Source organism: Methylobacterium nonmethylotrophicum, assembly GCF_004745635.1.
Classification (GTDB): Bacteria; Pseudomonadota; Alphaproteobacteria; order Rhizobiales; family Beijerinckiaceae; genus Methylobacterium; species Methylobacterium nonmethylotrophicum.
In genome coordinates, this window is sequence record NZ_SRLB01000033.1 from 31,041 (window position 1) to 48,843 (window position 17,803).

The following is a 17,803-nucleotide window of genomic DNA, read 5'->3' on the forward strand; positions in this document are numbered from 1 at the left end:
CTCAGCCGAAGGTCTCCCGCCATTTTTCCTTGTTCGGAGGCAGCTTCTTCTCGATCTCGTCGACCGGCTTCGTGATCAGGTTGATGTCCGACAGCGCCTTGGCGCCGGCCGGGGGAGCTACGTCGGGGCGCAGGGGCTGCTCGGACTGCTCGGCGAGGATGCGCGAGTATTCGGGACCGGTGAGGAACTCCATGAACAGCTTGGCGGCGTTCTGGTTCTTGGCCCGCTTGAGGATCCCGGAGGGCGACAGCACGCCGAGCGTCCCGGAGGTCGGATAGGCGACGGCGATCGGGTTGCCCTTGGCGGCGTTGCGCAAGGCGGTGGCCGGGTTGCCGGCCCCGACGATGCGCTCGCCCGAATTGAGCGTCGTCACGGCGTCGTCGATCGAGCGGCCGATCAGCGGGTTCAGCTTGTTCAGCTTCTCGAAGTAGCCCCAGCCGTACTTGTCCTCCATGGCCACCGTCCAGACCCCGACCATGCCGCTGAAGTTGGGGCTGCCGAAGGTGAGGCGGTCCTTCCAGCGCGGATCGGCCAGGTCCGGCCAGTCCTTGGGGGCGTTCTCGGGCGTGACCTTGGCGGAGTTGTAGACCAGGGCGACGAGCCCGACCCAGCTCACCTGATAGTAGCCGCTGGCGCCGAAGTCGCGCAGGGCCGGCACCAGCCCCTTGGCGTTCTCCGGCACGTATTGCGTCAGCTCGCCCTTGCGCTCCAGGAAGGTCATGTGGCTGGCGTCGGTGGTCGTCAGCACGTCGGACTGGACCGCGCCCGCCTTCATGTCCTGCATCAGGCGCTGGAACGCCACCTGCGAGGTGGTCTTGATCGCGTTCACCCGCACGCCCGGGTACTTCGCCGTGAAGGCCTGGCCGATCTTGTCGCAGATCGGCTGGTCGAGGATGCCGGAATACCAGGTGAGCTGGCCCTCGGCCTTGGCCGCGTCGTAGAGCGCCTTCTCGGCCGCGCTCTCAGCGAGGGCGGGCTGGCCGGCCGGCACGGCCGCCCCGACGAGGACGGTCCAGACGAACGCGCGACGCGTCCACGTCATGTTTCACTCCCGAAGCCTTATCGTTCTGCTGGTGGCGCGAGGGCCCCGCTTTGTGCCTGTAGCTTGAGATTTCAGCTTTCATCGTGTCAAGTCCCTGAAGAACGATGCGTGTCGGGGAGGAGCACGTGGACCTGAAGGCACGCATCGGGGTCGACCTCGGCCGGGCCACGCCGCTTGAGGAGGCGCTGCCCTGGGCGGCCGCGCGGGGCGTCCGCTTCCTCGACGTCGAGCTCGATACCGGGCCGAACGCCCTGCCGCGCCTCGACGACGCCCGGGTCGCGGCGATCCGGGCCATGATCGAGGCGCACGACCTGCGGCTCGGGCTGCACACGCTCTCGGCCGTGAACGTGGCGGAGCGCTCGCCCTACCTGTCGGAGGCCGCCGACGCGTATCTCGCCGCCTATATCGACCTGGCGCCGCGCCTCGGCGCGGACTGGATCGTGGTCCATGCCGGGTATCACTTCACGAGCGATCGCGAGGCGCGGATGCGGGCGGGGCTGGAGCGGCTGAAGCGCGCCACCGAGCGGGCCGAGCGGGCGGGCGTGACGCTGCTCCTCGAGAACCTCAACAAGGAGCCCCCGGCGGCCGAGGTCCGCTACCTCGCCCACACGGTGGAGGAATGGCGCTTCTACTACGAGGCGATCCCCTCGCCGGCCTTCGGCCTCGCCTTCACGGCGAACCACGCCCACCTCATGCCCGAGGGCGTCGCCGGGTTCCTCGACGCGATCCCGCTCTCGCGCGTCCGGGAGGTGCGCCTCGCCGATTGCTGGCGTCACGGGGACGAGGTGCACCTGCGGCCGGGCGAGGGCGACTTCGACTTCGGCGACCTGTTTCGGCGCCTCGAGGGCGCGGGCTTTGCCGGCCACTACATGAACGCCTTCGGGTCGCTCGACGACATGGAGCGGGCGCGCGGCCACCTCGTGCGGTGCGCGCAGGAGGCGGGCGGGCCGGCCGGGTGACGGCGCGACGACGGCATGGCCACGCGCGGCACGACCCGGACGGCGGCAGCCGGTCCCCGGTCAGGGCACCGTCGACGTCGGCGCGACGGCAGGCGACGCCCTTGCGGCGCACGAGATGCGCCTTCGCCATCGTCACGGCCGTCGGAAGAGCGACGGCCGTGACGATCCGCAACCCGCTCAGCCCCCGTTCGCCACGATGCACTCCTTGAGGCGGATGAAGGCCTTTGCTGCCTGGCCGCCGAGTGGTGCGCTGTCCCTGTCCTCGCTGCCGCCGAGATACATCTCGTATCCGCCGCGCTTCATCAGGGTCTCGATGAAGTTGCGATCGACGGGCATCCACATGCGCTGCCCGTTGGCCTCGATGGTGCCGGGCATTTGCTGGCCGTTCTTCGGTTCGCGGAACGGGACGATGAAGGAATCCCGCCACTTGCCGGTGCGTCCTTCGGCGCGGACGCTCACGTAGTCGGTCCGGTCCGTCTTGAGCGCGATGATGTCGTCGCGTCCGCCGACCTTGCGGGTCGCGCGGCAGTTGGTGACGCCATTGCGCTCCTTCGTTGCCGTGAAATTCCAGTTATCGAAGCCCGGTCCGAAGCCACTCGTCTGCGCGGCCGCCGGATCGATCCAGGCAAGGATGATCGAGACGCCCAAGACTTTAGCTTTCATGTTCATCAATAACATCCTTTCAGCAGAATTTCGCCGGATGATGATTATGGTTTCGGGGATTTCGCGCGGCACTCGTCGATCGCGCCGATCGCGGCACCCGTGTTCTACAATTTCCAGCTATAAGTCTTGTCGTTGGCGCGGACGCACAGCGGTCCGAGAGTCTTGAACGCCTCGACACGGTTGAGAGTCAGGGCGAACGAAGCGCGGTTCGCCATATCGGCAACGATTATCCATTCAGGTATGCCGGCGCATGCGGGCGCGATGGCACAGGGAGACTTCATGAGCCCTGCTCCCGGCGTGATGAATGCTGCATCCGGTCAGGACACGTTACGGCAACGCTTGTAACCGCCGTAGTTTGGGCAGGTGTTCCTGTCAACGCACAAGATATGTGATTATGTCTTTTGGCATATGCCCTTCGGGAATTGGGCTGGCACAACAGTCTTTTTTTATCAGCTACGCAATCGAGACGGGCCTTCGTGGATCGCACCGCAACTAAAAGTCTTCATCCCTCCGCTGCCGAGCGAAACCGGCGCGCGAGCGAGATCCGGACCCGCGAAGGTCGGGCCCCTGGTGAGAGCGGGATGGGCCGCCCGCGTGTCGAGGATTCCCGATGTCATACGCTGCCGACGGGAATCAGCGTGGGTCCCAGGTGGACCAGCGCTGGCGCGGGACGGCCGTCTTCGGATGTCGAGCGGCCCTCTCGACACGGGCGAGCGGATTGCGTTCAGATTCCGGAGCCGGCGTCACGTGTCACCCGAGCAGAGTCGCATGGCGCAACGCTGCTCGGATGCTCGGTCTTGCATCGTTTTCGCCGCCGAACCGGTCACCGCTTCGGCACCGGTCGGTCGCGACCGGCGGAATGATGCTGAGGGGCGGGTCGGCTCGCGCCCCGTCACCGCCCCGTGAAGCGCGGCGCCCGCTTCTCCATGAAGGCGCGGCGGCCCTCGCGGTAATCCTCGCTCGAGAAGCAGGCCTCGACCCGCCGCTTCGCCTCGTCGAGGTCGCGGGCGGCCTCGTCCTTGGCGACCTCGCCCAGGATGTACTTCGCGGCGCCCACCGTCAGGGGGGCGTTGGCGCCGATCTGCGCGACGTACTCCTCGACGAGCCCGTCGAGATCCTCGTCCGGCACGGCGCGATGGGCGAGGCCCATGGCGCGCGCCTCCTCGGCCGAGAATTGCCGGCCGGTGAAGACGATCTCCTTGGCGGAGGGCAGGCCGACCACGTCGGCGAGGCGGCGCAGGGGCGCGAATCCGTAGCCGAGGCCGAGCCGGGCCGCCGGCAGCGCGAACCGCGAGGCGGTGGTGCAGAGCCGGATGTCGCACGCGACGGCGAGCCCGAGCCCGCCCCCGATGCAGAAGCCGCGGATCGCCGCGATGGTGGGCTTGGGAAAAGCGTGCAGGCCGGCATAGACCTGCTCCGTCATGGTGCCGTAGCGGCGGACCTCCTCCATCTCGGCGCGCTCGTTCTCGAATTTCGAGATGTCGGCGCCCGACACGAAGGCCTTGCCGCCGGCCCCCGTCACCACGACCACCCGCACGGCCGGATCCGCCGCAAAGTCCTGCAGGACCGCCGCCGCGGCCTCCCACATCTCGTAGCTGACGGCGTTCCGCTTCTCCGGGTTGTTGAAGATCAGGCGCCCGACCGGGCCGGCCTTCTCGGCGAGGATCTTGCCGTCCGCGTGCCGCGTGTGCGTGGTCATGATGGTCGTCCTTCCGTCACCGGGCCGGGTTCGCGTCATACAACGCCGTCGCGCCGCAGCGCGGCGACCTCGTCCGGCAGGAAGCCGAACGCCGCCAGGATCTCGTCGCTGTGCTCGCCCGCTTCCGGCGGGTGACGCGTCACCGCCGACGGCGTGCGCGACAGCCGCACCGGCTGGGCCAGCATCGTCAGGAGGCCGAGACGCGGCGACGCGATCTGCGCCGTCACGCCGAGATGCTCCACCTGCGGGTCGGCGAAGACCGCATCGATCGTGTTGATCGCCCCGCAGGGCACCCCCGCGGCGTTCAGGCGGTCGATCCAGGCGGCGGAATCCGCGCCCGCGAGGGCGGCATCGATGTCCCGGCCGAGGGCGTCGCGGTTGTCCGAGCGCGCCGCACCGGTGACGTAGCGCGGATCGTCCAGGAGGTGCCCGGCCCCGATCGCCCGCGCCATGCGCTGCCAGATCCGCTCGCCCGTCGTCGCGATGTTGATGTAGCCGTCCCGGGTCCGGAAGACGCCGGTCGGGATCGAGGTCGGGTGGTTGTTCCCCGCCTGGCCGGCGACCTCGCCCTTCATGAGCCAGCGCGCGGCCTGGAAGTCGAGCATGAAGATCTGGGCCTGGAGCAGCGAGGTCTCGACCGCCTGCCCCTCGCCGGATCGCTCGCGCTCCAGGAGCGCGAGAAGGATCCCCTGCGCTGCGAAGAGGCCGGCGCAGAGGTCGGCGATCGGGATCCCGACCCGCACCGGGCCCTGGCCCGGGAGGCCGGTGATGGACATCAGCCCGCCCATCCCCTGGGCGATCTGGTCGAAGCCCGGCCGGTCGCGGTAGGGGCCGTCCTGCCCGAAGCCGGAGATCGACGCGTAGACGATCCGCGGATTGACGGCCTTCAGGGCGGGATAGTCGATGCCGAGCCGCGTCTTCACGTCGGGGCGGTAATTCTCCACCACCACGTCCGCCTTGGCCACCAGGCGCCGGAAGGCGGCGAGGCCCGCCGGCTGCTTGAGGTCGAGCGTCAGCGAGCGCTTGTTGCGGTGGAGATTCTGGAAGTCCGGCCCGTCGCGGGGGCCGCCGAGCGCCTCGGCGTCCGGCATCTCGATCTTGACGACGTCCGCGCCCCAGTCGGCGAGCTGGCGCACGGCCGTCGGCCCTGCCCGCACGCGGGTCAGGTCGAGGACCGTCAGTCCTGAGAGGGGAAGGCGGTGAGAGGTGGCATCGGTCTGAGGGAGCGTTTCCTGCATCGCGGTCTTCTGCCGTGTCTGGCCGGCATCATCGGCGACGAAGCGCCGCGAACGCAAGGGTGGTGCCCGGGCGCCTCCCGGAGCGATCCGGCTCCCGGACCGTCCCTCCTCACCGACGCCCCCGCGCGATCCCGCATCGCTGCAGCGAACCTGGACCATCAGGCGTCTCGCGCGAGACGCCCGCACCCTCAAACCCGGGGATCAGACATCGGACATTGCCGGCATGCTCCGCCACCGCCGACCGAAGCGCCATCAATCGAATCTTACGCCGACCTTGCCCGTCATTCTCCAAACAATATTGCAATGCTTGATTTGGCGGAAAATCTCCATTGTGAACTTATCCGGTATATCGTACGGCGATTCTGTCAAGATGATCGCACCCGATGCCGTGATCGTCTCGAAGGAAACTTGTATATTTTGCCCGTTTTCAAGTATGATGATGGACTTTTTGCTGACCAGACTGGGGCGTCTGCTTAACATCGAATGCTCCCGAAGCGTGCACTGCGCGTCGTTTGACCTAACGTAAAGCTGTAAAGCATTCGTGAACGATGGTGTGCCGGTCCGCCTCGCCTCGCGCCATACCCGTCGCGCGACGGCGATTGGCGCTCTGGCGCCAGGCCACCGGGTTCTGCTGCCGGCCCCGCCGCCGGCCGGTCGGCACCGGCGCGTAGCCGGTCCGGATGCCGGGATCGCGGTCGTGTCCGTGCGGGGTCCTGCGCGTGTCGGCCGAATGCGAATCGAAATGAAACTCTGGTTTCCTTCCTTGATCATGTCCGTCGTGCATCCCGTCCTCGTTCGTCGCGATCGCGATTTCGGACCACGATCCACCGCTCTCTCGTGACAGAGCGATGCAGACGATGCGATCGTCCCATGACATGTCCTTTGAATCAGCACTCATCGCGCATTTTGGAAATATTATTTTCATATATAAAACTTATTGTCAGAGTCATATAATGGACATATATTTTATTTGACGTGTCGTTTTGTTGGCAACATAGAGGAGATCCTGCAAGCGCCGTATTTCATATGGCGCCGTCGATGCGCGGAGGGGGCATGTCATCTTTCCTGCGAGGCCTGCTGGGGGCGGCCAGCGCGTTCACCCTCTCTCTCGGGGTTGCGCCCGGCTCGGCGCAGGTACCGCCACCGCCGGTCTCCCGCCCGCCTGCCGATCCATCCCAGGCCGTCCAGGCCCCGGCTGCCCAGCCGCCGGACGCCCGCCAGCTCGCCGCCGACCTGCGGCGACGCTACGCCGAGCTGAACCGCATCCCCACCCGGCTGACCCAGAATTTCCAGGCCAGGACCCGTGCCGTGGGCCAGGAGGACGTCGCGACCACCGGCACCCTGGTGACCTACCAGCTCGGGCCATACGCGAAGACGGTCATGACGAATTCGGCGATGGCGCGGTCGAGCGAGGCGGGGGCCACCGATCGGCTCGTCGGCGCCGTCGCCAGCTCGTTCGAATGGCTGCGCACGCCGGAGGGGATCCAGTTCCGGTTCCTGCCCGAGGCGACCGGCACGGCCCCGCCCTTCACCATGAACCTGACGGCCGCCCAGCTCGACCAGGACCCGCAGCTCAAGGCGTTGCTCCTCGATCCCCTGGCGACCCTGCGCACCTTCGAGCGGTTGGCGGAGGCCGGAGCCAGGGTGCGCATCGAGGCTCTGGCCGGGGTTCCGGTCTTCGTGCTCGCGACGCGGGACCCGATCGAGCTGGCGCCGGGAATGAGCGCGCAGCTGACGTTCTGGATCAGCCCCACATCGATGCTCGTCATCCGCATGGATGCCGCCTTCGCCGTCACGGGAGCGGATACGGGCGGATCCAAGACGCCGGCCTTCGTCGATTTCATGTCGGACTTCTCCTATGCGTTCGACGTCCTGATCCCGCCGGGCTTCTTCGTCCTCGCGCCGGTGCCGCCGAATGCGGCCCGACCCGCGACCGTGGCCCCACGGGCGGCGGCTCCGATGGCGGCCGCGCCGGGCGCCCAGCCACCGCCGGACGCCGCCGGGGCGCAGACGACCGCACCGACGACCCGGGTGATCGACCCGATGTCGACGATCAAGAGCAACCGGGACTTCCTCCTGCGCTAGCGGAGGATTCGAACGCCGAACCGCGATGACGCCGCGTCCGTGCGGCGTAAGCCTGCTCGAAGTGGGAGGATCAGTCTTGCATTACCTTACGAGATCTCTCGCAGTGTCCGCGATCGTCGTTGCGGCGATCTGGTCGTTCATCGCGATGAGCCAGGCCGGCGTCGGCGGTGACAGAGCATCGGACGAGGCCATCTCTCCGCTGTTCAACCAGCGCCTGGTGGAGATGCAGGCGCAGTTCGACGGCGCCACGGTCGCCCCGGCCCAGCCCGACCTCCAGCGCGTCGGGGATCGGCAGGCCTTCCTGTTTCCCAGCGGCCTGATCAGCGCCTGCGCCGCCAGCGGCTGCGCCGCCAGCGCCTGCGCCGCGAGCGGCTGCGCCGGGAGCGGCTGCGCCGCCAGTGCCTGCGGCGGCAGCGGTTGCGGCGGCAGCGTCTGCGGCGGCAGCGCCTGCGGGGGCAGCGCCTGCGTCGGCAGTGCCTGTGCGGGCAGCGGCTGCGCCGGCAGCGCCTGCGGCGGCAGCGGCTGCGTCGGCAGTTCCTGCGGCGGCAGCGGCTGCGTCGGCAGCGTCTGCGGCGGGTCCGCCTGCGGCGGCTCGGCCTGCGGCCTGAGCGGCTGCATCGGCTCGGCCTGCGCCCAGAGCGGCTGCGTCGGCTCGGCCTGCTCGCAGAGCGGCTGCGTCGGCTCGGCCTGCGGCCGCTGCAACGGCAGCCTCGACGGCAACGGCTTCGCGGCGAACGGCGTCTACGGCAGCGCGCCGGTGGCCAGCGCCTCCTGCCCGTTCGGCGGCGCGGCGGCCGGCCCGGCGGCGGCGCAGAACGCCGGGCTCGCCGTGGAGCCGGGCAAGGGCGGAACCCGGGTGTCCTGGATCAGCACCGGCGCCGAGGTCGACCGCTTCCGGCTCCTGTGGCGGGCCGATGCGGAATCCGGCGAGCGGCTGGTCGCCGAGGGCCGCGCCGCCTCCGGTCACGTCAACGCCGTCGAGATCGCCGGGCAGGGCGCGACCGGCACCTACGTCCTGGAGCTGACCGACCGCACCGGGTGGGTCACCCGGGCCGGCACCGACGGCACCACCGCGCGCAGCCCCGGCAAGGCCGTCCCCGCCGGGCCGCAGCCGGTCGGCCGGCAGGCCGCGCTTCCGCTCCCGGGGCTCTGAGATGCGCCGGACCGGCATGGCCGTGGCGGCGGCCCTGGGGATCGGCACCGCCGCGGCACAGGAGGCCGATCCCTCCGCGGCTGCCCACGACCTGATGCGGCAGGTGAACCGGAAGTACGAGGCCCTGCGCCCGATCCCCCGGCAGGCGATCCTGCGGATCAGCGCGACGGTCTCCGCCTACGACAGGCCGGACCGCACGGTGCGCGGCACGGCGATCGCGCTCCAGCGCGACCGCGCCGCGCGCTTCGACATGGACAGCACCCTCGTGGAGCGGGCCGAGGCGCCGTTTTCGCCCGACACGTCGTCGCCCGCCGGCCATCTCGTCTGGGTGACCGACGGGGACGTCCTGCGGGCCCGCTACGCCCAGCCGCCCGGGAGCGGCATCGCCGACCGCGAGTTCCGGGTCGACCTGTCCCGCCTGCCGGAGGGGCTGTCGGCGCAGTTCCGCGACCCGATGTCCGAGCCGGAGCTCGCCGCGCAGTATCTCCAGACCCCGTTCAGCGTCGAGGAGCGCGTGCACGAGGGCCGGATCGTCCGGGTGCTCCGCTCCCAGGCGGCGGTGGCCTTCACCGGGCGCAGCCGCGCCTTCGTCACGCTCACCGTCGATCCGGCCTCGATGCTGATCGTCCGCGCCGCCTACGAGGGCAGCTACCGGGGGGGCCGCGAGGGGGAGCACTACTACTACGCGACGGTGATCGACGTCGCCTACCGGCTCTACGTGCCGATCGCCGACGACGCCTTCGCGCTGACCCTCGCGCCGGACGCCGAGGACGCCACGCCCCTCGTCGCCGAGGAGGGCCGCGCCGCCCTCGGGATGGCGCCATGAACGTCGCCGTCAGGCCGGACGAGCGCGGGGTCGAGGCTCTGCCCGCGGGACCCGGGGCCGCGGTCCGGGACCGGATCGCCCGGATGCGAGCCGCGCTCGCGGGCGCGGCCCTGCTGTTCGGCGCCGGGACCGCCTTCCTGGTCTCGGCCGATCTCCTGGGGCCGGTCAACCCGGCCCTCGCCCTGTGCGCGACGGTCCTCGTCCTGGCCGCCCTCGTCGCCCCGGCCTGGCGCCTGCCGGGATCCGGCGTCGTCTGGGGCGCGCGCCTCGCGCCGGTCCTGCCCCTCGTCCTGACGCCGCTCGCGGGCGATGCCGGGCAGGCCGCCCGTCTGTTCGGGACCGTCGCGGCCCTGGCCGTGCTGGCGCATCTGCCCGACGCCGCGCGGCGGCCCCGGTTCGCCGCCGCCGCCGGCATGGTCGCCTTCGGCAGCCTGATCTATCTGGCCGGCAAGGTCTCGGTCCCGGCCTGGCACGCCCTCGACGCCGCCGCGGGGTGGATCTCGGCCGGCGCCGGATGGCTCGCCGACAGGCCGGTGCATCTCGGGCCCGTGGCCGCGGGGCTCTGGCCGCTGCTCCTCGGCCTCTGGCTCGGCCTGCGGGCCGTCCGGGCGCGGCCGCGGGCGGCGCTGCTGCACGTCGCGGCGATCGCCGCCGCCACGCTTCTCTGCGCCGCCTGCCAGATGCCCCTGGAGCGCGGGCTCGCCTGGCTGGCGCAGGCGGCGCTCAACCCGCCGCCCCAGCACCTCGGCGACACCGACCAGCCCGAGCGGCTGGCGCCCGGGGCCCTCATCGGGCTCGTGAACCTCGCCCTCCTGGCAGTCGTCGCAGTGTCGGCGGCCGTGACCGGGCTGTCGGCACCGTCGCGGAGCCCGCCGGCCCGCGCGGCGCGGATCGGCCGCGCCGCGGCGGGCGCCGGGCTGCTCGCGGCGGGCGTGGCGCTCCTCTTGGTCACGCCGGCTCCCGACTTCCGCCCCGGCCGGACGGTGGCGTTCTACGATGCGGACCTCGATCTGAGCCGGCCGGTGCCGGGGCGCTACGGCCTGATCCAGGCCGGGATGTACGGCGGCCTCTGGGACCTGCTGGGCCTCGCCGGCTATCGCCGCGAGAGGGTCACCGAGGCGCAGATCCGGTCGGGGGAGGTCCTCGAGGGGATCGACGCGCTGGTGGTGATCATGCCGCGCACCGCCTTCGCCCCGGCCGCCCACGAGGCGGTGTGGCGGTTCGTCGAGCGCGGCGGGGGCCTGCTCGTCCTCGGCGACCACACCGACATCTGGGGCGTGATGCAGCCGATCAACCGGCTGCTGGCACCGGTCGGCGTGCGGATCGCCTACGATTCCGCCTACCCGCTGCGCCGGCACTGGCAGTACGCCCTCGACATCCGTCCGCACGCCGTCACCCGCGGCGTCGGCGACCAGGTCGAGATCCAGATCGGCACCGGCGCGTCCCTGGACCTCTCCGGCGGCGGCGCCGTCCCGTTCCTCGTCGGGCGCTACGCGTTCGGCGACCAGGGCAACCTGACCAACACCGGCTACGGCGCGGGCCTCGGCGACTACCACTATCAGGTCGGCGAGCGGCTCGGCGACGTGCCCGTCGCGGCGGCGGCGCGCCACGGCCTCGGACGGGTGGTGGTGTTCGGCGACACGTCGAGCTTCCAGGTGCTCGGCGTGCCGATGGCGGCCGACTTCGTCGAGCGGGTCCTGCGCTGGCTCGCGCAGCCCTCCGGCGGCGGGGAGGAGGCCGCCTGGCGGCCGATCCTCGGGCTCGGGCTCGCCCTGGCGGGTCTCGCGGCCCTGTGGGCGGCAGGTCCGGCGATGCCGCTGCCGGTCGCCGCCGGCGCGGCACTGGCGGGCTGGCTCGGGGCCCTGCTGTGGCCGGTGCCGGCGAGCGCCCCGCTCGGTCCGGCCTCGGGCCTCGCGGTGGTCGACCTGACGGCCTCCCCGCGCTTTCCCGCGCAGCTGTTCGAGGCCGGATCGTATGGCGGCCTCTACACGGCGGTCTTCCGCGCCGGCTACCTGCCGGTCGCCTCGCGGCGCAACCAGGACCGGTTGGTGCCGCAGGCGGGGCTGATCGCCTTCGTCGCCCCGACCGCGATCCTGGACGACGCAAGGCTGGGGGCCGTCGAGGCGCTGCTCAAGCGCGGCGGCACGGTGCTGGTCGCCGACGGGCGCTCCGACCCGCAGGCGGCCAACCGCGTGCTGTCGCTGTGCGGGCTGGCCCTGCGCGGTCCCGCCCTCGGCCCGGCGCGGGGGGCCTGGGGCGACAGATCGGTCGAGATGGTCGATGCCTGGCCGGTGGTCGCCCTGCCCGGCCGCACGATGCGGACCGACCTGAGCTGGAACGGCCATGCGCTGGTGGCCGAGACCCGGGTCGGCGAGGGCCGCTGCATCGCGCTGGGCGATGCGCGCTTCCTGGCCGACGACAAGTTCGAGGGCGAATCGCAGTTCAACGCGACGAACGTCGCCTTCGTGGACGCCCTCCTGCGGGACGAGCTCAGATGATCCGGTCGCGCCGCTTCGCCCTCGGACTGGTGGTGCTCGCCTGCGGCTGGCAGATGGCGCTCGGCGAGGTGACGCCCGCGGCGGCGCCGGCCGGCGGCGCCCTCGTTCTCGCCGGGGCGGCAGCGGCCGGGACGGCGGTGCCGGGCTGGCCGGCGCGCGCCGGGCTGATGCTCGGGCTGCTCGCGGTCTCGGCACTGGGCGCGGAGACCGCGGCGTGGCTGATGGCCGTCGTGAAGGCGGTGCCCGGCGCCGCGCCCGCCCTGGCGGCCGCCCTCGGGGCGCTCGGCGTGCCGGCGAGCGCGGTCGATGGCCGCGTCGTGATCCACGCGAGCAACCAGGTGCTGGAATGGTTCCCGGGCACCGCCCGGCTCTCCGGCTTCGTGGTCCTGACGCTCGGGGCCTCGATGCTCGGCGCGGCCCTGCTGCTGCCCCTGCGCCGGCGCGGCCGCACGCTCGCGCTCTGGCTGGCGAGCCTCCTGGCCTACGCCGCGGTCCGGGCGGTGGTCGTCGGCGCGGCCCGTCCGGAGCTGCCGCTCCACGGCCTCGAGACCAGCCCGGCCTGGACGCTGCTGACGTGGCTGCCCTTCGCCCTCGCGGCGCCGCGCCTGGCCTTGTCCGAGCCCGGCCCGCCGCCCGCCCGCCCGTCGCTCCTGCGGCCGGTCGCGGCCTGCGCGCTCGGCGCCTTCTGGGTCGTCGGCCTGGGCTGGGAGGATCCCGGGACCGCCAAGGCCGGCCGCGTCCTGATCGACGACAGCCACGGCATCTGGGAGCCGACGACGCTGCCCTTCGACACGCGCGACTTCTCGCGGCGCACCGCCTACTCGTACAGCGACCTGTTCGGGCTGATCGGCCGCCACTTCCGGGTCGAGCGCTGGTCGCGGGGTCCGCTGACCGCGAAGGCGCTGGCGGGCGCCGACGTGCTGATCGTCAAGACGCCGACCGCGCGGTTCGAGCCGGACGAGGTGGCGGCGATCGAGGCGTGGGTGGCCGGCGGCGGCGGCCTGTTCCTGATCGGCGACCACACCGACCTGTTCGGCATGTCCACCTACATGAACGAGCTGTCGCGCCGCTTCGGCATCGGGTTCCGCAACGACGACACCTACGATCTCGCCACGGAGGGCACCTCCGGCTGGCGCGCGCCGCGCTGGCTCCCCCACCCGGTCGCCGCCCGGACCGGCGCGTTCCAGTTCGAGACCTCCTGCACCCTCGCGGTGCCCCTGTCCGCCCGGATCCCCGTGCGGGGCTACGCGCTGGGCACCGACCGGGCGGATTTCAGCAATCCGGGCTTCTTCGGAAATATCCAGCTCGACGCCTCCGACGATTACGGCTTCTTCCCGCAACTGGCGACGCTCGGCCACGGCCGCGGGCGGGTGGCTGCGGTGGCCGACAGCACGCCGTTCTCCAACTTCTCCGTCTACTTCCCGGGTCGGCCGGACATGGTGCTGGCGACCCTGGCCTTCCTGAACCGCACCGCCACCGGGTGGCGCTCCCTGCCCCTGCTGGCCGGGACCGGCCTCGTGTTCTGCGTCGTGCTGCTCCTGAACGCCCCGGCCCCGCCGTCGCGGTGGGTGTCCGTCGAGGCGGCGGCCCTCGGCCTCGGCGTGCTGGGCGCGTCTCTCGCCGTGTCCGCGGTCAATGGCGGGCTGGCGATCCCCCCGCCCCACGGTGCCGTGCGGACGGTGGCGATCGACCGGGCCGTCTCGGGCGGCCAGTATCCCGAAGGCCTCTACACCGATCCGCGCTACGACCTGACCGGGTTCGACTCCTTCGTCGTGGCGATCCAGCGCCTCGCCTACGTCCCGGTCCTCGGCACCGACCTGCGCGAGGCGATGCGCGGCAGCGCCGCCCTGGTGCTGCTGCATCCGCGGCGCGCCCTGACGGTCCCGGAGCGCGATCAGCTGCTCCGCTTCGTCTCGGCCGGCGGCGGATTGCTGGTGGTGGACGGGCTGATCGAGCCGGGCCAGGCGACGAACGAGATCCTGCAGCCCTTCGGCCTCTCCGTCGGGACCGAGACGATCCCGCTCGACGTCGAGGAGGTCGTCCCCGTGGCCGGCGCGCCCAAGCGCCGGACCCTGCGGCCGGTCCTCGCCGCCAGCGGCGGGTTCCCGGTGCTGCTCGATCCGGACGGCCGCACGATCTACGCCGAGCAGGAGGTCGGCGCCGGCCGCGTCGGCGTGCTGGTCGATTCCGCCGGACTCGCGCGCGCGGCCCTGGGCAACCGGTTCTACGCGACCATCGGCGAGGAGCAGAAGCAGTCCTACGAGACCCTGTTCTTCATCCTGCGCCGGATCGTCGAGGAGCGCCCCAAGACATGACCTCCGTCTCGATCGCAGCGCGGCCGGGGCGCCTGAGCGAAGCCGAAATTCGCATCGCGAAGCGACCGATCGGATTTCGTACGGCACGGGCTGCGCCGCGGCGCGACGCCGCCCTGCGGCGGAGAATGTGGCCGGCGATGGCCCTCGCCCTCGCCTGGCTGGTCCCTTCCGGCGCGGTGCGGGCGCAGGAGGCGGCCGCGCCGGTGCCGGCGCCGGCCCTGCCGGTCGCCGTCGTCGATCCGCCCAGGCGCCTGCCGGAGGTCGCGTTCCAGGATGCCGGCGGGGCCCGGCTCGATCTCGGCGGCTTTCGCGGGCGGGTGGTGCTGCTCAATCTCTGGGCCACGTGGTGTGGACCCTGCGTGCTCGAGATGCCGTCCCTCGACCGGCTCCAGGGCGCCCTGGCCGACCAGCCGTTCCGCGTCGTCGCCGTCTCGCTGGATCGCGACGGCAAGCGGCCGGTGGACGCGTTCTATCGCAGGGCCAACCTGACGGCGCTGGCGAAGTATTTCGACCCGCGCGCCCGCATCCCGTCGGACCTGAGCACGACCGGCCTTCCGCTGACGCTGGTGATCGACCACCAAGGACGGCAGGTCGGCGCATTCCAGGGGTCGGTCGACTGGGACCGCGGGGAGGTGAAGGAGTATCTCCGGCCGTTCCTCGACCGCGCGCGGGACTGCGACTGCGCGGCGCCCCTGCCGTGAGGCCGAGAGGCGGCGAGCGGGCCGCGGACGTGGTCCGGGGTCGTCGGCCGGCGCGGACCCGGTCGCTGCGTCGAGGCCGTCACCCCGGAGGGCACCGACCGGGCGCGGGAGCGCGGCTCACCCCTCGATGATCGACCGGATCTTGGTCGCCAGGCCCTCGACCGGGAACGGCTTGGTGATCATCTGCATGCCCGGGCCGAGATGGCCGTTGCCGAAGGTCGCGTTCTCGGCGTAGCCGGTCATGAACAGCACCTTCAGGCTCGGGCGCACCAGCCGGGCCTGGTCGGCGAGCTGGCGGCCGTTGAGGCCCGGCAGCCCGACATCGGTGATGAGCAGGTCGATGTGGGAGGCCGATTGCAGGAGGCGCAGGCCCGCGGGGCCGTCGGGCGCCTCGAGCGTGCGGTAACCCAGCTCGTGCAGCACCTCGATCACGAGGGCCCGCACGGTCGGGTCGTCCTCCACCACCAGCACGGTCTCGCCCCGCTCGGCCCGCGGCGCCTCGCCCCGCACCTCGGTCGCGGTCTCGATCTCGCCGTGATAGCGCGGCAGGTAGAGCTTGACCGTGGTGCCCTGGCCGGCCTCCGAGTAGATCTTGACGTTGCCCTCGGACTGCTTGGCGAAGCCGTAGATCATCGAGAGCCCGAGGCCCGTGCCCTGGCCCAGCGGCTTCGTGGTGAAGAACGGGTCGAAGGCCCGGGCGATCACGTCCGGCGGCATACCGCTGCCCGTATCGGTCACGCTCACGCAGACGTACTGGCCGGCCCGCACCCCGATCTCGCGCGACGCATAGGCGTCGTCGAGATGGGCGTTGGCGGTCTCGATGGTCAGCCGCCCGCCCTCCGGCATCGCGTCGCGGGCGTTGATCGCGAGGTTGAGGATCGCGTTCTCGAGCTGGTTGGGGTCGCAGAGCGTCAGCCACAGGCCCCCCGCCACCACCACTTCGAGCTGCACCCGCTCGCCCAAGCTGCGGCGCAGGAGCTCGTCCATGGCGCTCATCAGCCGGTTTGCGTCGACCGCCCGGGCCTCGAGGGGCTGGCGGCGCGAGAAGGCGAGCAGCCGGTGGGTGAGCGCGGCGGCGCGCTGGGCCGAGGCCATGGCGAGGCCGGCATAGCGGGTCAGGTTCTCGGTGCGGCCCTCGTTGATGCGGGTCTGCATCAGGTCGAGCGAGCCGACGATGCCGGTGAGCAGGTTGTTGAAGTCGTGCGCGATGCCGCCGGTGAGCTGGCCCACCGCCTCCATCTTCTGCGACTGGCGCAGCTGCTCCTCGGCCCGCTCGCGCTCGGCCACCGCCTCGCGCACCCGCGCCTCCAGGGTGTCGTTGAGCTCGCGCAGGGCCACCTCGGCCCGCTTCGACTCGGTGACGTCGTAGATCACCCCGACATGGCGCAGGCCCGAGGTCTCGGTGTCGCGGATCGCCTCGCCGCGGCGCACGAGCCAGCGCACCTCGCCGGTATCGGCCAGCCGCACCCGCGTCTCGATCGGCGGCAATTCGCCCTCCTGGCGCTGATCGGGCGCCATCAGCGGCGGATCGCCCTCGATCACGAGGGCGTTGACGGCGCTCGCCGCCACGGTGCGCGCCGGCACCAGGCCGAGCAGGCTGCAGAATTGCGGCGAGGCCGCCACCGTGGCGAAGCCCGGCACATGCTCGAAGGCGCCGACCCGGCCGGCGCTCTGGGCGATGCGCAGGCGCTCCTCGACCCGCTTCTGCTCGGTGACCTCGACCAGCACCCCGGTGAAGCGGGCCGGCCGCTCGTCCGGGTCGAAATGGCAGCGGCCGCGGGCATGGACCCAGCGCACCGCGCCGTCCGGGGCGAGCAGCCGGTACTCCTTGTCGAACACCTCGGCGCCGCCGAGGATGCCGCTCACCGCGAGGCGCACCCGCAGGCGGTCGAGGGGGTGGATGCCGGTGAAGAAGGCCGAGACCGGCAGCGGCCCGGGGGCGAGCGGCACCGTGCCGGGTCGCGGCGCGGGGCTGAGCCCGGTCAGCGCCGCGAAGCGCCCATCGACGTAGAGCCGGCCGGCGACGATGTCCCAGTCCCAGGTGCCGGCGATGCCGGCGGAGGATTGCGTCAGGCTGAGCTGGCGCTGGGCCTCGACCAGCCGCCGCTCGATGTCGGCGAGCCGCGCCCGGCCGGCCTCCGCCTCGTGGACGTGGGACATGTCGCCCTGCGAGGCAAAGTAGTTGACGAGCCGCCCGGCCTCGTCGCGGATCGGGGAGATCAGCAGCTGGTTCCAGAACCGGCTGCCGTCCTGGCGGTAGTTCAGGATCGTGACCCGGACCTCGCGCTCCTCGCGCAGGCCCTCGCGGATCGCCGCCACCGCGCCCGGATCGGTCTCCGGCCCCTGGAGGAAGCGGCAGTTGCGCCCGATCACCGCCTCGGCCGCGTAGCCGGTGAGCGTCAGGAAGGCCTGGTTGACGAAGACGACGGGGTTGTCGGGCAGGGCCGGGTCGGTGACCAGCATCGGCTGGCGCGAGCGCTCGAGGGCGGGAAGGAACGGCCCGGCGCGCCCTCGCGCCGCCGCCACGGCGGCCGCCAGCGCTTCGGCCTCGTCGGGAGGCGCGCCGCCGCGATCGCGCGTGCTCATGCGGGCCCGCCCATGCGCGGCGCCGGATGGTCGCGGCC

The 17,803-nt window shown here is 71.9% G+C and carries 13 protein-coding genes; 7 read left to right on the forward strand and 6 right to left on the reverse strand.

Annotated elements, in window-relative coordinates; all coding sequences use genetic code 11:
- Position 1: 1 nt before the first annotated feature.
- Positions 2-1,042: an ABC transporter substrate-binding protein gene (locus EU555_RS29525; protein ID WP_135418911.1), complete on the reverse strand. Its 1,041-nt coding sequence runs from the start codon at positions 1,040-1,042 to the stop codon at positions 2-4.
- A 125-nt stretch (positions 1,043-1,167) separates the two neighbouring features.
- Between EU555_RS29525 and EU555_RS29530 the strand changes: the two genes are divergently transcribed.
- Positions 1,168-2,001, forward strand: a complete 834-nt coding sequence (locus EU555_RS29530) for a sugar phosphate isomerase/epimerase family protein (protein ID WP_245524561.1) — start codon at positions 1,168-1,170, stop codon at positions 1,999-2,001.
- A 177-nt stretch (positions 2,002-2,178) separates the two neighbouring features.
- On the opposite strand, the gene EU555_RS29535 is transcribed toward EU555_RS29530, so the two are convergent.
- From EU555_RS29535 to EU555_RS29550, 4 genes are all read right to left on the reverse strand, one after another.
- A complete protein-coding gene (locus tag EU555_RS29535) occupies positions 2,179-2,670 on the reverse strand; it encodes a hypothetical protein (RefSeq protein WP_135418913.1) in 492 nt (163 codons plus the stop codon).
- An 886-nt stretch (positions 2,671-3,556) separates the two neighbouring features.
- Entirely contained in the window at positions 3,557-4,363 is an 807-nt protein-coding gene (locus EU555_RS29540) for an enoyl-CoA hydratase (protein WP_135418914.1), read from the reverse strand.
- Positions 4,364-4,398: 35 nt separating this feature from the next.
- On the reverse strand, positions 4,399-5,601 hold the full coding sequence (locus EU555_RS29545; protein WP_135418915.1) for a CaiB/BaiF CoA transferase family protein: 1,203 nt from the start codon (positions 5,599-5,601) through the stop codon (positions 4,399-4,401).
- A 517-nt stretch (positions 5,602-6,118) separates the two neighbouring features.
- Positions 6,119-6,478, reverse strand: a complete 360-nt coding sequence (locus tag EU555_RS29550) for a hypothetical protein (protein WP_135418916.1) — start codon at positions 6,476-6,478, stop codon at positions 6,119-6,121.
- 176 nt (positions 6,479-6,654) lie between these two features.
- Here EU555_RS29550 and EU555_RS29555 point away from each other — a divergent pair, with 176 nt between their 5' ends.
- The 6 genes from EU555_RS29555 to EU555_RS29580 all read left to right on the forward strand — a co-directional run bounded on the left by EU555_RS29555 (position 6,655) and on the right by EU555_RS29580 (position 15,179).
- On the forward strand, positions 6,655-7,686 hold the full coding sequence (locus EU555_RS29555; RefSeq protein ID WP_135418917.1) for a hypothetical protein: 1,032 nt from the start codon (positions 6,655-6,657) through the stop codon (positions 7,684-7,686).
- Between the two features lie 103 nt (positions 7,687-7,789).
- Positions 7,790-8,839, forward strand: coding sequence for a hypothetical protein (locus EU555_RS36700; RefSeq protein WP_205821020.1), 1,050 nt, complete (start codon positions 7,790-7,792; stop codon positions 8,837-8,839).
- A gap of 1 nt (position 8,840) precedes the next feature.
- Positions 8,841-9,665, forward strand: a complete 825-nt coding sequence (locus tag EU555_RS29565; RefSeq protein ID WP_135418918.1) for a hypothetical protein — start codon at positions 8,841-8,843, stop codon at positions 9,663-9,665.
- On the forward strand, positions 9,662-12,163 hold the full coding sequence (locus EU555_RS29570) for a motility-associated ABC transporter substrate-binding family protein (protein WP_135418919.1): 2,502 nt from the start codon (positions 9,662-9,664) through the stop codon (positions 12,161-12,163). Before EU555_RS29565 ends, EU555_RS29570 begins: the two co-directional genes overlap by 4 nt.
- Positions 12,160-14,478, forward strand: a complete 2,319-nt coding sequence (locus EU555_RS29575; RefSeq protein WP_135418920.1) for a DUF4350 domain-containing protein — start codon at positions 12,160-12,162, stop codon at positions 14,476-14,478. The genes EU555_RS29570 and EU555_RS29575 overlap by 4 nt, the downstream gene beginning before the upstream one ends.
- A 137-nt stretch (positions 14,479-14,615) precedes the next feature.
- The gene (locus tag EU555_RS29580) at positions 14,616-15,179 is read left to right on the forward strand and encodes a TlpA family protein disulfide reductase (protein WP_167858701.1); all 564 of its coding nucleotides are present in this window, start codon (positions 14,616-14,618) and stop codon (positions 15,177-15,179) included.
- A 117-nt stretch (positions 15,180-15,296) separates the two neighbouring features.
- Here EU555_RS29580 and EU555_RS29585 read toward each other — a convergent pair whose 3' ends face one another.
- Positions 15,297-17,765 carry a PAS domain S-box protein gene (locus EU555_RS29585; RefSeq protein WP_135418922.1) on the reverse strand — a complete coding sequence of 823 codons (2,469 nt, stop codon included), beginning with the start codon at positions 17,763-17,765 and terminating at the stop codon, positions 15,297-15,299.
- Positions 17,766-17,803 lie beyond the last annotated feature (38 nt).